This window comes from Pseudomonas sp. RA_15y_Pfl1_P11 (genome assembly GCF_963970975.1).
GTDB lineage: Bacteria > Pseudomonadota > Gammaproteobacteria > Pseudomonadales > Pseudomonadaceae > Aquipseudomonas > Aquipseudomonas tritici.
In genome coordinates, this window is record NZ_CAXAOY010000005.1 from 97,465 (window position 1) to 112,101 (window position 14,637).

General features: G+C 60.5%; 12 protein-coding genes. All 12 read left to right on the plus strand.

Features of this window, described 5'->3' with window-relative positions:
• Positions 1 to 202 precede the first annotated feature (202 nt).
• The 12 genes from arcD to AACY44_RS07990 all read left to right on the plus strand — a co-directional run bounded on the left by arcD (position 203) and on the right by AACY44_RS07990 (position 14,596).
• Positions 203 to 1,630 carry an arginine-ornithine antiporter gene (gene arcD / locus AACY44_RS07935; protein ID WP_339530018.1) on the plus strand — a complete coding sequence of 476 codons (1,428 nt, stop codon included), beginning with the start codon at positions 203 to 205 and terminating at the stop codon, positions 1,628 to 1,630.
• 41 nt (positions 1,631 to 1,671) lie between these two features.
• Entirely contained in the window at positions 1,672 to 2,928 is a 1,257-nt protein-coding gene (gene arcA, locus AACY44_RS07940; protein ID WP_339417171.1) for an arginine deiminase, read from the plus strand.
• Positions 2,929 to 2,939: 11 nt separating this feature from the next.
• Complete coding sequence (locus AACY44_RS07945) at positions 2,940 to 3,950, plus strand: ornithine carbamoyltransferase (protein WP_339417172.1); 1,011 nt, start codon at positions 2,940 to 2,942, stop codon at positions 3,948 to 3,950.
• A gap of 156 nt (positions 3,951 to 4,106) precedes the next feature.
• Positions 4,107 to 5,036 carry a carbamate kinase gene (arcC, locus tag AACY44_RS07950; RefSeq protein WP_339417173.1) on the plus strand — a complete coding sequence of 310 codons (930 nt, stop codon included), beginning with the start codon at positions 4,107 to 4,109 and terminating at the stop codon, positions 5,034 to 5,036.
• Between the two features lie 18 nt (positions 5,037 to 5,054).
• On the plus strand, positions 5,055 to 5,417 hold the full coding sequence (locus AACY44_RS07955) for a DUF5064 family protein (RefSeq protein ID WP_339417175.1): 363 nt from the start codon (positions 5,055 to 5,057) through the stop codon (positions 5,415 to 5,417).
• A gap of 111 nt (positions 5,418 to 5,528) precedes the next feature.
• Positions 5,529 to 7,037 (plus strand): sigma-54-dependent transcriptional regulator, encoded by a 1,509-nt coding sequence (locus AACY44_RS07960; RefSeq protein ID WP_339417176.1) that lies wholly within the window; start codon positions 5,529 to 5,531, stop codon positions 7,035 to 7,037.
• A gap of 407 nt (positions 7,038 to 7,444) precedes the next feature.
• Positions 7,445 to 7,828 carry a glycine cleavage system protein GcvH gene (gene gcvH, locus AACY44_RS07965; protein ID WP_339417177.1) on the plus strand — a complete coding sequence of 128 codons (384 nt, stop codon included), beginning with the start codon at positions 7,445 to 7,447 and terminating at the stop codon, positions 7,826 to 7,828.
• 10 nt (positions 7,829 to 7,838) lie between these two features.
• Positions 7,839 to 10,679: an aminomethyl-transferring glycine dehydrogenase gene (gene gcvP / locus AACY44_RS07970; RefSeq protein WP_339530020.1), complete on the plus strand. Its 2,841-nt coding sequence runs from the start codon at positions 7,839 to 7,841 to the stop codon at positions 10,677 to 10,679.
• 187 nt (positions 10,680 to 10,866) lie between these two features.
• On the plus strand, positions 10,867 to 12,243 hold the full coding sequence (locus AACY44_RS07975) for an L-serine ammonia-lyase (protein ID WP_339417180.1): 1,377 nt from the start codon (positions 10,867 to 10,869) through the stop codon (positions 12,241 to 12,243).
• Between the two features lie 39 nt (positions 12,244 to 12,282).
• Complete coding sequence (gene gcvT / locus AACY44_RS07980; RefSeq protein ID WP_339417182.1) at positions 12,283 to 13,407, plus strand: glycine cleavage system aminomethyltransferase GcvT; 1,125 nt, start codon at positions 12,283 to 12,285, stop codon at positions 13,405 to 13,407.
• Between the two features lie 392 nt (positions 13,408 to 13,799).
• Positions 13,800 to 14,012: a cold-shock protein gene (locus AACY44_RS07985; RefSeq protein ID WP_339417184.1), complete on the plus strand. Its 213-nt coding sequence runs from the start codon at positions 13,800 to 13,802 to the stop codon at positions 14,010 to 14,012.
• A 95-nt stretch (positions 14,013 to 14,107) separates the two neighbouring features.
• Positions 14,108 to 14,596, plus strand: a complete 489-nt coding sequence (locus tag AACY44_RS07990) for an RDD family protein (RefSeq protein ID WP_339438105.1) — start codon at positions 14,108 to 14,110, stop codon at positions 14,594 to 14,596.
• The last annotated feature ends 41 nt before the right edge of the window (positions 14,597 to 14,637 follow it).

The following is a 14,637-nucleotide window of genomic DNA, read 5'->3' on the forward strand; positions in this document are numbered from 1 at the left end:
CCCATAGGCAGCACTAAATGATTAATCAAAACGCAGGGATCGCTCTGGGAAGCGGCTTTGCGCGGAAAATTCGTGCCTGAAGCTTTCAACCTCAAGTTATTAATTCACACAGGTATCTGCCAATGAAGTGATCTGAGTCAGATGATTGATTAGCGCACGGCATTATTCTGCGGCCTCTCTTCTCCTGCATTGGAGTTATGCGATGTCTGAATCTCCCGGAAAACTTCGATTAGGCGCACTGGTTGCACTTGTCGTCGGTTCAATGATTGGTGGCGGGATCTTCTCACTGCCGCAAAACATGGCCGCCAGCGCCGATGTCGGTGCGGTGTTGATTGGTTGGGTGATTACCGCCATCGGCATGCTGACCCTCGCGTTTGTCTTTCAAACTCTTGCCAACCGCAAGCCCGACCTCGACGGCGGGGTGTACGCCTACGCCAAGGCCGGTTTTGGCGACTACATGGGTTTCTCCTCCGCGTGGGGCTACTGGATCAGCGCCTGGCTGGGCAACGTCGGTTACTTCGTGTTGCTGTTCAGCACCCTCGGCTACTTTTTTCCGATCTTTGGCGAAGGCAACACGCCGGCCGCAGTGATCGGTGCGTCGGTACTGCTGTGGGCCGTGCATTTCCTGGTGCTGCGCGGGATCAAGGAAGCGGCGTTCATCAACCTGGTGACCACCGTCGCCAAGATCGTGCCGCTGGTGCTGTTCGTGTTGATCGCAGTGTTCGCGTTCAAGCTGGACATCTTCACCGCAGACATCTGGGGCGTGAAAAACCCTGACCTGGGCAGTGTGATGAACCAGGTGCGCAACATGATGCTGGTCACCGTGTGGGTGTTCATCGGCATCGAAGGCGCAAGCATCTTCTCCTCCCGTGCGGAAAAACGCTCCGACGTGGGCAAGGCTACCGTGATTGGTTTTATCACCGTGTTGCTGTTCCTGATGCTGGTGAACGTACTGTCGCTGGGGATCATGACTCAGCCAGAACTGGCCAAGCTGCAGAACCCGTCGATGGCCGCCGTGCTGGAGCATGTGGTGGGCCACTGGGGCGCGGTACTGATCAGCGTCGGCTTGATCATCTCGCTGCTCGGGGCGTTGCTGTCATGGGTGCTGCTGTGTGCGGAGATCATGTTCGCCGCTGCCAAGGACCACACCATGCCGGAGTTCCTGCGTAAGGAAAACGCCAACCACGTGCCGGTCAATGCCCTTTGGCTGACCAACGCGATGGTGCAGATTTTCCTGGTGATCACACTGTTTTCCGCCAGCACCTACCTGTCGCTGATCTACCTCGCCACCTCGATGATCCTGGTGCCTTACCTGTGGTCGGCGGCCTACGCCCTGCTGCTGGCGGTGCGTGGCGAAACCTACGAAAACGCCCTGGCCGAACGCAAGAAATACCTGTTCATTGGCGCGGTCGCCCTGATCTACGCGATCTGGCTGCTCTACGCCGGCGGCACCAAATACCTGCTGCTCTCCGCCCTGCTCTACGCCCCCGGCGCGATCCTGTTCGCCAAGGCCAAGCGTGAACTGGGCAAACCGATTTTCACCCTCGTCGAGAAGCTGATTTTCGCCGCAGTGGTCATTGGCGCCCTGGTGGCGGCGTATGGGCTCTACGACGGCTTTTTGACCTTGTAGCTTTTTACCCAAAGAAACTGTTGTTCCTTGGAGGATCTGTAATGACCACGGAAAAAGTAAAGTACGGCGTACATTCCGAAGCCGGCAAACTGCGCAAAGTCATGGTGTGCTCCCCAGGCTTGGCCCATCAACGACTGACGCCCAACAACTGCGATGAACTGCTGTTCGATGACGTGTTGTGGGTGGCCCAGGCCAAGCGCGACCATTTCGACTTCGTGACCAAGATGCGCGAGCGGGACATTGATGTGCTGGAAATGCACAACCTGCTGACCGACATCGTTGCCAACCCTGAAGCGCTCGACTGGATCCTGGCGCGCAAGATCACCTCCAACACGGTCGGCCTGGGCCTGGTCGATGAAGTCAGCTCGTGGCTGCGCAGTCTGGAGCCGCGCAAGATCGCTGAGTTCCTGATCGGCGGCGTATCGGCGGATGACCTGCCGAGCAGCTTTGGTGGCAAGACCATCGAGATGTTCCGCGACTTCCTCGGCCACGCCAGTTTCATCCTGCCCCCGCTGCCCAACACTCAGTTCACCCGTGACACCACCTGCTGGATCTACGGCGGCGTGACGCTGAACCCGATGTACTGGCCGGCGCGACGCCAGGAAACCCTGTTGGCCAGCGCCATCTATAAATTCCACCCTGAGTTCACCCACGCGGACTTCCAGATCTGGTACGGCGACCCCGACCAGGAACACGGTGCCGCCACGCTGGAAGGCGGCGACGTGATGCCCATTGGTAACGGCGTGGTCTTGATCGGTATGGGCGAACGCTCGTCCCACCAAGCCATCGGCCAATTGGCGCGCAACTTGTTCAAAAACAAAGCCGTGGAACGCGTGATCGTTGCCGGACTGCCGAAATCCCGCGCGGCGATGCACCTGGATACCGTGTTCAGCTTCTGCGACCGCGACCTGGTCACCATCTTCCCCGAAGTGGTCAACCAAATCGTCCCCTTCACCCTGCGCCCTGACGAAAGCAAGCCGCACGGTATCGATATCCAACGCGAGAAAACCAACTTCCTTGAGACCGTAGCCGCAGCGCTCAACCTCAAGGCCCTGCGTGTGGTTGAAACCGGTGGCAACAGCTTCGCCGCCGAACGCGAGCAGTGGGACGACGGCAACAACGTAGTCGCCGTGGAGCCTGGCGTGGTGATCGGTTACGACCGCAACACCTACACCAACACCTTGCTGCGCAAGGCCGGTGTGGAAGTCATCACCATCAGCGCCGGTGAACTCGGCCGCGGCCGTGGCGGCGGCCACTGCATGACCTGCCCGATCATCCGCGACCCAATCGACTATTAAGGAGATCCATCATGGCTTTCAACATGCGCAACCGCAGCCTGCTCTCGCTGATGCACCACACCACCCGCGAGCTCAACTACCTGCTGGACCTGTCCCGAGACCTCAAACGCGCCAAATACACCGGCACCGAGCGTGCGCACCTGAAAGGCAAGAACATCGCGCTGATCTTCGAAAAAACCTCGACCCGCACCCGTTGCGCTTTCGAAGTCGCAGCCCATGACCAGGGTGCCCACGTCACCTATATCGATCCGGTTTCATCGCAGATCGGCCACAAAGAAAGCATGAAAGACACCGCCCGGGTGCTCGGGCGCATGTTCGATGCCATTGAGTACCGTGGCTTCGAGCAGGAAATCGTCGAAGAGCTGGCCAAATTCGCCGGCGTGCCGGTGTTCAACGGACTCACCGCCGAATTCCACCCGACGCAAATGATCGCCGACACCCTGACCATGCGCGAACACAGCGACAAGCCGTTGCATGACATCAGCTACGCCTACCTCGGCGATGCCCGTTACAACATGGGCAACTCGCTGCTGATGATCGGCGCCAAGCTGGGCATGGACGTGCGCATCGGTGCGCCGAAAGCCCTGTGGCCGCACGAAGATTTCATCAAGCAATGCCAGGCGTTCGCCGAAGAAAGCGGCGCACGCATCACCATCACCGAAGACCCGAAAGAAGCCGTGAAAGGCGTGGACTTCATCCACACCGATATCTGGGTGTCGATGGGTGAGCCGGTGGAAGCGTGGGACGAGCGCATCGAGCAACTGCTGCCGTACCAAGTCAACGCCAAGATGATGAAAGCCTCGGGCAACCCACGCGTGAAGTTCATGCACTGCCTGCCGGCGTTCCATAACAGCGAAACCAAGGTCGGCAAGGACATCGCCGCGCGCTATCCGAACCTGGCCAATGGCGTGGAAGTGACTGAAGAGGTGTTTGAATCGCCGGCCAACATTGCGTTTGAGCAGGCGGAGAACCGCATGCATACCATCAAGGCGATTCTGGTGTCGGCGTTGGCGGATATCTAACCCTTAAGTTGGCAATGAGGACAAATGTGGGAGCCGGGCTTGCCCGCGATGCAGGCACCTCGGTCTATCAAGCAGACCGCGGTGATGCTATCGCAGGCAAGCCAGCTCCCACATTGACCGCGTTCCTTCATCAGAACTTTCAGAAGGACACTCTGTATGCGCATCGTCGTAGCCCTGGGCGGCAACGCCCTGCTCCGCCGTGGTGAACCCATGACGGCGGACAACCAACGCGCCAATATTCGCATCGCCACCGAGCAGATCGCCAAGATCCATACCGGCAACGAGCTGGTGATCGCCCACGGCAATGGCCCGCAAGTCGGCCTGCTGTCATTGCAGGCGGCGGCCTATACCCAGGTTTCGCCCTACCCGCTGGACGTGCTCGGCGCCGAGACCGAAGGCATGATCGGCTACATCATCGAGCAGGAGCTGGGCAATCTATTGGACTTCGAAGTGCCGTTCGCCACCTTGCTCACCCAGGTGGAAGTCGACGCCAAGGACCCAGCGTTCCAGAACCCGACCAAGCCCATCGGCCCGGTGTACTCCAAGGCCGAAGCGCAAAAGCTCGCCGCCGAAAAAGGCTGGGCAATTGCACCAGACGGCGATAAATACCGCCGTGTGGTCGCCAGCCCACGGCCGAAACGTATCTTTGAAATCCGCCCGATCAAGTGGCTACTGGAAAAAAGCGCCATCGTGATCTGCGCCGGAGGTGGCGGCATCCCGACAATGTACGGCGAAGACGGCAAGCTCCAAGGCATCGAAGCGGTGATCGACAAAGACCTCTGCTCATCCTTGCTGGCTGCGCAACTGGACGCCGATTTGCTGGTGATCGCCACCGATGTCAACGCCGCTTTCATCGACTACGGCAAGCCGACCCAAAAAGCCATCGGCCAGGCCCACCCTGACGAAATGGAAAAACTCGGCTTCGCCGCCGGTTCCATGGGGCCCAAGGTGCAAGCCGCCTGCGAGTTCGCCCGCCAGACTGGCAAAACCGCCGTCATCGGTTCACTCTCGGACATCGAAGCCATCGTCCAGGGCAGCGCCGGTACACGCATCAGCACGGCAAAACCTGGCATCACCTATCTGTGAAGTGGAGGAGAGACGCCTATGGCCACCTTTGAACCCGGTCACTTGCACGTTGAACGTCACGCGCTGAATGCCCAGGACTACAGCTACAACCTGTGCATCGAGTATGAAGTCAGCCAGGACCCCAAGGAAGGCAAGGGGATGCTGTTCACGCTGCATGGCTCGGTGCAGGGCAAGGACCTCAAGGAAGCGTTCTTCCTGCCCAAGGACCAGGCGTTCGACTTTGCGCGGCATGCGATGAATATTGCGCAGAAGTATGGAATGCCCAAGACCGCGGTGTTGAACGGCTCGATGCACAAGCAGTACGACTTGATGTTCGAGGATGTGCGGCATCAGCTGGATGTGAAGCCGGGTGATCCAGTCAAGCCCGAGCACCTGGAGTAACAACACCGCAAATCCCCTGTGGGAGCTGACTGGCTTGCTCCCACATTTTGATCTCCATCATCTCCAAGGCATACTGGCCACCCTCCGCACTCCAGAATCAAGATCCGCCCCATGCGTATCCACGTCAGCTTCATCGACCGCGTCGGCATCACCCAGGAAGTCCTGGCCTTGCTCGGTGGGCGTAATCTCAACCTGGATGCGGTGGAAATGGTGCCGCCCAATGTCTACATCGATGCGCCGACCCTGAGCGCTGAGGTGCTGGAAGCGCTGCGCGACGCCCTCTTCCGCGTGCACGGCGTACAGGCGGTCACGGTGGTGGATATCCTCCCCGGTCAACGCCGCCACCTGCAACTCGATGCCCTGCTGGCCGCCATGACCGACCCGGTGCTGGCCCTGGATAGCGCCGGCAAGATTCTGTTGGCCAACCCGGCACTGATCGCCCTGTATGGCCGCGAACCGGCCGGGGAAAGCATCAGCGAGCTGTTCAACGACCCGACGCTGCTGGACACGTTGCTGGAACACGGCTTTCGCCTGCCGCTGCGTGAGATCAGCGTCAACGGCCAGACCTTGCTGCTGGACGCCACGCCGATCACCGACGCCGGTGCCCTGCTCACCCTCTACCAACCCAACCGTATCGGCGAACAACTGTCGGCGCTGCACCACGACCATGCCGAAGGGTTTGATGCGCTGCTCGGCGAATCCCCCGTCATCCGCACGCTCAAGGCGCGCGCGCAGCGGGTGGCGGCATTGGATGCACCGCTATTGATTCAAGGCGAAACCGGCACCGGCAAGGAGCTGGTGGCACGTGCCTGCCACGCCATCAGCGCGCGTCACAGCGCGCCCTTTCTGGCATTGAACTGCGCGGCGCTGCCGGAAAACCTCGCCGAAAGTGAGCTGTTCGGTTATGCACCGGGCGCCTTTACCGGCGCGCAACGCGGCGGCAAGCCGGGGCTGATGGAGTTGGCCAACCAGGGCACGGTGTTCCTGGATGAGATCGGTGAGATGTCCCCGTACCTGCAGGCCAAGCTGCTGCGTTTTCTCAATGACGGCAGCTTCCGTCGCGTCGGTGGCGACCGTGAAGTGAAGGTCAATGTGCGCATCCTCAGCGCCACCCACCGCGACCTGGAAAAGATGGTCAGCGAGGGCACCTTTCGCGAAGACTTGTTCTACCGCCTCAATGTGCTCAACGTCGAAGTACCGCCGCTGCGCGAACGCGGCCAGGACATCCTGCTGCTGGCGCGCTATTTCATGCAGCAGGCTTGTGCGCAGATCCAACGTCCGGTCTGCCGCCTGGCGCCCGGCACTTACCCGGCGCTGTTGGGCAACCGCTGGCCGGGCAATGTGCGCCAGTTGCAAAACGTGATCTTCCGCGCCGCCGCCATCTGTGAAAGCAGCCTGGTGGACATTGGCGACCTCGACATCGCCGGCACGTCAGTAGCGCGCCAGGGCGACGGTGAAGTCGACAGCCTGGAACAGGCCATGGAAGATTTCGAGCGCAGCCTGCTGGAAAAGCTCTACAGCAGCTACCCCTCGACGCGCCAACTGGCCAGCCGCTTGCAGACTTCCCACACGGCGATTGCCCATCGCCTGCGCAAGTACGGCATTCCCAACAAACCCTGACTGAACAAACGCAGTCTCAATGGGGGAGCTGGCTGGCCTGCGATAGCGGTGGGTCAGCCGGCCCATTTGGGTTTGATGGACCGCCATCGCAGGCCAGCCAGCGCCCACAGGACCGTATTGCAAAAGTTGGTCTGAGAACGACATCGGCTGTACTGAAAGCGCTACAGCGGAACGATATCGCTACAACCTTGTTTTTTGCGCGCCATGCAAGGCTTTGATCCGCATAGGCTTTTTTCTGCGCGTCGGAGTGTAGCGAAATCGCTACAGCCAAATGCCCTATCGTCATAACCATTTTTTATTAAACCCTTGATTTAAAAGGCTTTAACAAGCTTGGCCGCGATATTGCTAAGTAACTCCCCATTATTCCAATCCCGTCCACCAGACGAATCTGGCCCCGAGGAGTTTCCATGAGCGAGTTGCGTTTCACTGAAGATCACGAATGGCTGCGCGCCGAAGCTGACGGCAGCGTCACCGTGGGGATCACCGCTTTTGCGCAGAACGCGCTGGGTGATGTGGTTTTCGTGCAACTGCCGCAGTTGCAGGCTTACGACAAGGGCGCCGAAGCGTCTACCGTCGAGTCCGTAAAAGCCGCCAGCGGCGTGTACATGCCTTTGGACGGTGAAGTGCTCGAAGTGAACGAAAAACTCGATGGCAACCCGGAACTGGTCAACGAAGACCCGATGGGCGAAGGTTGGTTCTTCCGCTTTAAACCGGCCGACGCCGAGGCGGTAGCTAAACTGCTGGATCAGGACGCGTACGACCGCCTGATCAAAGCCAACGCTGAAGCCTGAGGAGCGCGCCATGACGATCAACTTGAGCACTGCCAACGAATTTATCGCCCGCCACATCGGCCCGCGTCAGGAAGACGAGCAGCACATGCTGGCCAGCCTGGGTTTCGACTCCCTGGAAGCCCTGAGCGCCAGCGTGATCCCGGAAAGCATCAAGGGCACCAGCGTGCTCGGCCTGGAAGACGGCCTGAGCGAAGCCGAGGCCCTGGCCAGGATCAAGGCCATCGCCGGCAAGAACCAATTGTTCAAAACCTACATCGGCCAGGGCTACTACAACTGCCACACGCCGTCGCCGATCCTGCGTAACCTGCTGGAAAATCCGGCCTGGTACACCGCCTACACGCCGTACCAGCCAGAGATTTCCCAAGGCCGCCTGGAAGCGTTGCTGAATTTCCAGACCCTGATCAGCGACCTCACCGGCCTGCCGATCGCCAACGCCTCCCTGCTCGACGAAGCCACCGCTGCCGCCGAGGCCATGACCTTCTGCAAACGCCTGAGCAAGAACAAGGGCAGCAATGCCTTCTTCGCCTCGATCCACAGCCACCCGCAAACCCTCGACGTGCTGCGCACCCGTGCCGAGCCGTTGGGTATCGATGTGGTCGTAGGCGATGAGCGCGAACTGAACGACGTCACCCCGTTTTTCGGCGCCCTGCTGCAATATCCAGCCAGCAACGGTGACGTGTTCGACTACCGCGAGCTCACCGAGCGCTTCCACGCCGCCAACGCACTGGTCGCGGTAGCCGCTGACCTGCTGGCCCTGACCCTGCTGACCCCACCGGGTGAATTCGGCGCCGACGTGGCCATCGGCAGCGCGCAACGCTTCGGCGTGCCGCTGGGCTTCGGTGGCCCGCACGCGGCGTACTTCTCCACCAAGGATGCGTTCAAGCGCGACATGCCGGGCCGCCTGGTAGGTGTGTCCGTCGACCGTTTCGGCAAGCCGGCCCTGCGCCTGGCGATGCAGACCCGCGAGCAGCATATCCGCCGCGAAAAGGCCACCAGCAACATCTGCACCGCCCAGGTGCTACTGGCCAACATCGCCAGCATGTACGCCGTGTACCACGGCCCCAAAGGCCTGACCCAGATCGCCCAGCGCGTGCACCAGTTGACCGCGATCCTGGCCAAGGGCTTGACCGCCCTGGGCCTGAAAGTCGAGCAAGCCAACTTCTTCGACACCATTACCCTCAACACCGGCGCCAACACCGCCGCCCTGCACGACAAGGCCCGTGCCCAGCGCATCAACCTGCGTGTGGTGGACGCTGAGCGTCTTGGCGTGTCGGTGGACGAAACCACCAACCAGGCGGATATCGAAACGCTGTGGAGCATCTTCGCCGACGGCAAGCCGCTGCCAGCCTTCACTGCCAACGTTGACAGCGCCCTACCGGCCGCACTGCTGCGCCAGTCGCCCGTCCTCAGCCACCCGGTGTTCAACCGTTATCACTCGGAAACCGAGCTGATGCGCTACCTGCGCAAGCTGGCCGACAAGGACCTGGCGCTGGACCGCACCATGATCCCGCTGGGCTCGTGCACCATGAAGCTCAACGCCGCCAGCGAAATGATCCCGGTGACCTGGGCCGAGTTCGGTGCCCTGCACCCCTTCGCCCCGGCCGAGCAAAGCACCGGTTACCTGGAGCTGACCTCCGACCTGGAAGCCATGCTCTGCGCGGCCACCGGTTACGATGCAATCTCCCTGCAGCCGAACGCCGGCTCCCAAGGCGAGTACGCGGGCCTGTTGGCCATCCGTGCGTACCACCAGAGCCGTGGCGATGAACGCCGCGACATCTGCCTGATCCCATCGTCGGCCCACGGCACCAACCCTGCCACCGCCAACATGGCTGGCATGCGCGTTGTCGTCACCGCCTGCGATGCGCGTGGCAACGTCGATATCGAAGACCTGCGCGCCAAGGCCATCGAGCACCGCGACCACCTCGCCGCGCTGATGATTACCTACCCGTCCACCCATGGTGTGTTCGAAGAAGGTATCCGCGAAATCTGCGGCATCATTCACGACAACGGCGGCCAGGTGTACATCGACGGCGCCAACATGAACGCCATGGTCGGCCTGTGCGCACCGGGCAAGTTCGGCGGCGACGTGTCCCACCTGAACCTGCACAAGACCTTCTGCATTCCCCACGGCGGTGGCGGCCCGGGCGTCGGCCCGATTGGCGTCAAGTCGCACCTCACGCCGTTCCTGCCAGGCCACGCAGCCATGGAACGCAAGGAAGGCGCGGTCTGCGCGGCGCCGTTCGGCAGCGCAAGCATTCTGCCGATCACCTGGATGTACATCAGCATGATGGGCGGCGCGGGCCTCAAGCGCGCTTCGCAACTGGCGATCCTGAATGCCAACTACATTTCCCGTCGTCTGGAGGAGCACTACCCCGTGCTCTACACCGGCAGCAACGGCCTGGTAGCGCATGAATGCATCCTCGACCTGCGCCCACTCAAAGACAGCAGCGGCATCAGCGTAGATGACGTGGCCAAGCGCCTGATCGACTTCGGCTTCCATGCGCCGACCATGTCGTTCCCGGTCGCGGGCACGTTGATGATCGAGCCGACCGAGAGCGAATCCAAGGAAGAACTGGACCGCTTCTGCGACGCCATGATCGCCATCCGCGAAGAAATCCGCGCCGTGGAAAACGGCACCCTGGACAAGGATGACAACCCGCTGAAGAACGCGCCGCACACCGCAGCCGAGCTGGTGGGCGAGTGGACACACCCGTATAGCCGTGAACAGGCTGTGTACCCGGTGGCTTCGTTGATCGAAGGCAAATACTGGCCGCCGGTTGGCCGGGTCGACAACGTGTTTGGCGATCGCAACCTGGTGTGTGCATGCCCGTCGATCGAGAGCTACGCATAACTGAGGCTGTGCTCGATTAGATGTGAAAGCTGGCTTGTGTGGGAGCTGGCTTGCCTGCGATAGCCTCACCTCGGTCTGCCAGATGGACCGAGGTGCCTGCATCGCGGGCAAGCCCGGCTCCCACACACACCTCTTCCACAGTTGAATCGAGTACCTCCCACACATAATAAGAAACCGGAGAACAACCATGTCCCTTAGCGTGTTCGACCTGTTCAAGATTGGCATCGGCCCCTCCAGTTCCCACACCGTCGGCCCGATGCGCGCCGCAGCCCGGTTTGTCGAGGGCTTGCGCCGTGACAACCTGCTGAGCGCCACCACCACCGTCAAGGTGGAACTCTATGGATCGCTGGGCGCCACCGGCAAAGGCCACGGCAGCGACAAGGCCGTGCTGCTCGGACTGGAAGGCGAACACCCGGACACCGTCAACACCGAAACCGTGGCGACGCGCCTGGCGCAGATGCGCAAGGACGGCTGCCTGAATTTGCTCGGCGAACACAGCATTGCGTTCAATGAGAAAGAACACTTGGCGATGATTCGCAAACCCCTCACCTACCACCCCAACGGCATGATCTTTCGTGCCTTTGACGCCGCCAACATCCAGATCCGCAGCCGCGAGTACTACTCGGTCGGTGGCGGGTTTGTGGTAGATGAGGACGCCGCAGGCGCTGACCGGATTGTCGAAGACGCCACGCCGCTGACCTTCCCCTTCAAACACGCCAAAGACCTGCTCGGTCATTGCACTACCTATGGGTTGTCCATCAGCCAGGTGATGCTGACCAATGAAAGTGCCTGGCGCCCCGAAGCGGAGACCCGCGCAGGCCTGTTGAAAATCTGGCAAGTGATGCAGGACTGCGTCGACGCGGGCTGCCGCAATGAGGGGATTTTGCCGGGTGGCTTGAAGGTCAAGCGGCGCGCTGCTGCGCTGCATCGCCAGCTGTGCAAGCACCCGGAATCGGCGCTGCGCGACCCGTTGTCGGTGCTGGATTGGGTCAACCTTTACGCCCTGGCAGTCAACGAAGAAAACGCCAACGGCGGGCGCGTAGTCACGGCGCCGACCAACGGCGCGGCCGGGATCGTGCCAGCCGTACTGCATTACTACATGCGCTTTATCCCCGGCGCGAACGAAGACGGCGTGGTGCGTTTTCTGCTCACCGCCGCTGCCATCGGCATTCTGTACAAGGAAAACGCCTCGATTTCCGGCGCCGAAGTCGGCTGCCAGGGTGAAGTAGGCGTGGCCTGTTCGATGGCGGCGGGCGCGCTGTGCGAAGTATTGGGTGGCAGCGTCTCCCAAGTGGAAAACGCCGCCGAGATCGGCATGGAACACAACCTCGGCCTGACCTGCGACCCGATTGGCGGGCTGGTGCAGGTGCCCTGCATCGAGCGCAATGCCATGGGTTCGGTCAAGGCGATCAATGCGGTGCGTATGGCCTTGCGCGGCGACGGCCAACATTTCGTCTCGCTGGATAAAGTCATCCGCACCATGCGCCAGACTGGCGCCGACATGAAAAGCAAATACAAGGAAACCGCCCGTGGCGGTTTGGCGGTCAACATTATCGAGTGCTGACGCCTAACGGCGCGCCAGCACGTTTTTCAGGAGCTGAATATGTCCACCGAAACCCTGTTGAAAACCCCACTGCACGCCCTGCACATTGAGCTGGGCGCGCGCATGGTGCCCTTCGCCGGCTACGACATGCCGGTGCAATACCCTCTGGGTGTGATGAAGGAACACCTGCACACCCGTGATCAAGCCGGGCTGTTCGACGTGTCCCACATGGGCCAGATCCGCCTCACCGGCGCCAATGCGGCCAAAGCCCTGGAAACCCTGGTGCCGGTCGACATCATCGACTTGCCGGTGGGCATGCAGCGCTACGCGATGTTCACCAATGACCAGGGCGGCATTCTCGACGACCTGATGGTGGCCAACCTGGGTAACGACGAGCTGTTCCTGGTGGTCAACGCCGCCTGCAAGGATCAGGATCTGGCGCACCTGCGCCAGCATATCGGCGACCAGTGCAGCATCGAACCGCTGTTCGAAGAGCGTGCATTGCTGGCCCTGCAGGGGCCGGCGGCGGTCAAGGTACTGGCACGCCTGGCACCGGAAGTCACCAAGATGACCTTCATGCAGTTCACCACCCTGCGCCTGCTGGGTGTGGACTGCTACGTCAGTCGTTCGGGCTACACCGGTGAGGACGGCTTTGAAATCTCCGTGCCGGCCGCCAACGCCGAAAGCCTGGCCCGCAGCCTGCTCGCTGAGACCGAAGTACAGGCCATCGGCCTGGGCGCCCGCGACTCGCTGCGCCTGGAAGCCGGCCTGTGCCTGTATGGCCACGACATGAACACCGACACCACACCCATCGAAGCCAGCCTGTTGTGGGCGATCTCCAAGGCCCGCCGCGCCGACGGCGCGCGTGCCGGTGGCTTCCCGGGCGCCGACAAGGTCTTCACCCAGCAGCAAGCCGGCGTAAGTCGTAAACGTGTTGGCCTGTTGCCACAGGAGCGCACGCCAGTGCGTGAAGGCGCGGAAATCGTTGACGAACACGGCACAGTGATTGGCAGGGTGTGCAGCGGTGGTTTCGGTCCGACGCTGGGTGGCCCGCTGGCTATGGGTTACCTGGACAGTGCATTCATCGCGCTGGATACCGAAGTGTCTGCGCTGGTGCGTGGGAAAAAAGTGCCACTGCGTGTAAGTAAAATGCCATTTGTGCCGCAACGTTACTACCGCGGTTGATTGACTGTTTCTATAAGTAACGCGGTTGCGCCAGCGTGCACTAATCTGTAACGCAACCGCCACAAAACAGTGCATCACCGATAGTCTTTATTAAGTGTTTAAACCCATAACAAGTGACCAACTCTATCGAATAAGTCGACGCCTCATTATTCGCCAAAGCGTCATAAAGCCCAGCAAACACGGGGCATTTGCCAGGACTTGTTTTTTATCTATTAGTTGGCGTAGAGTTTGCGCACTGTGTTTGCATGGGTCGCTTGGAACCTGGACCTGGGCAGTAGCTGAAGTAGTTGTGCTACAACCCGTTCGACGTCTCTTACTTTCCTGCAACCCAGCCCAGTGCTCTTTCATGTGAAAGAGGCTGTCATTAATTTTAGCGTCAAGGAAATAAGAAAATGTCTGAACGTCAGAGCGGTACCGTCAAGTGGTTTAACGACGAGAAAGGGTTTGGTTTTATCACGCCAGAAAGCGGTCAGGATCTGTTCGTGCATTTCCGCGCCATTCAGGGCAACGGCTTCAAGAGCCTGAAAGAAGGCCAGAAAGTGACGTTCGTTGCTGTGCAAGGCCAGAAAGGCATGCAGGCTGACGAAGTACAAGCAGAAGGCTGATCCCAACTGCGACAAAAAGCCCCTGATGCTGACATCAGGGGCTTTTTTATGTGCGATTGCTCGTAAAATGGCTTTTTCCATTAGAGAGCCCTGCCATGTCGAAACCCCTGCTGAGCCCCACAGGCGATTTCCCCGCCGTTGGCCTGGGCCGTCGCTTGGCAGCGATGTTCTACGACTTCCTGTTGTGCACCGCGCTGCTGATCGTTACTGCGTTCATCTACAAGCTGATCTGGATCGCGTTTATGGGCGAAGCCAGGATGCGCACGCTCACCGAGTCCGGCGCACTGGATGGCGATCCGCTGCTGTCGACGATTCTGTTGTTTGTGCTGTTTGGTTTCTTCGCCAAGTTCTGGACCCATTCCGGGCAGACCCTGGGCATGCAGGTGTGGGGCGTGCGCGTGCAGAACGCCGACGGCTCGCGGATCAGCCTGTGGCAGGCGCTGTTGCGCTTTGTGGTGTCGATTGCGTCGTGGCTGTGCGTGGGGCTGGGGTTTATCTGGTCGCTGTTCGATAAGCAAAAGCGCAGCTGGCACGATATCTATTCGGATACGCAACTGGTGCGGGTTCCGAAGCAGAAGAAGTAATTGCAGACGACACACATCAACTGTGGGAGCTGGTTTGCCAG

Excerpts from the sequence above, each read along its gene's own strand:
- AACY44_RS07975 (WP_339417180.1), top strand. The coding sequence starts at position 10,867 with ATGTCCCTTAGCGTGTTCGACCTGTTCAAGATTGGCATCGGCCCCTCC.
- gcvT (WP_339417182.1), top strand. The coding sequence starts at position 12,283 with ATGTCCACCGAAACCCTGTTGAAAACCCCACTGCACGCCCTGCACATT.
- AACY44_RS07960 (WP_339417176.1), top strand. The coding sequence starts at position 5,529 with ATGCGTATCCACGTCAGCTTCATCGACCGCGTCGGCATCACCCAGGAA.
- AACY44_RS07955 (WP_339417175.1), top strand. The coding sequence starts at position 5,055 with ATGGCCACCTTTGAACCCGGTCACTTGCACGTTGAACGTCACGCGCTG.
- AACY44_RS07990 (WP_339438105.1), top strand. The coding sequence starts at position 14,108 with ATGTCGAAACCCCTGCTGAGCCCCACAGGCGATTTCCCCGCCGTTGGC.
- AACY44_RS07985 (WP_339417184.1), top strand. The coding sequence starts at position 13,800 with ATGTCTGAACGTCAGAGCGGTACCGTCAAGTGGTTTAACGACGAGAAA.
- AACY44_RS07945 (WP_339417172.1), top strand. The coding sequence starts at position 2,940 with ATGGCTTTCAACATGCGCAACCGCAGCCTGCTCTCGCTGATGCACCAC.
- gcvP (WP_339530020.1), top strand. The coding sequence starts at position 7,839 with ATGACGATCAACTTGAGCACTGCCAACGAATTTATCGCCCGCCACATC.
- arcA (WP_339417171.1), top strand. The coding sequence starts at position 1,672 with ATGACCACGGAAAAAGTAAAGTACGGCGTACATTCCGAAGCCGGCAAA.
- gcvH (WP_339417177.1), top strand. The coding sequence starts at position 7,445 with ATGAGCGAGTTGCGTTTCACTGAAGATCACGAATGGCTGCGCGCCGAA.
- arcC (WP_339417173.1), top strand. The coding sequence starts at position 4,107 with ATGCGCATCGTCGTAGCCCTGGGCGGCAACGCCCTGCTCCGCCGTGGT.
- arcD (WP_339530018.1), top strand. The coding sequence starts at position 203 with ATGTCTGAATCTCCCGGAAAACTTCGATTAGGCGCACTGGTTGCACTT.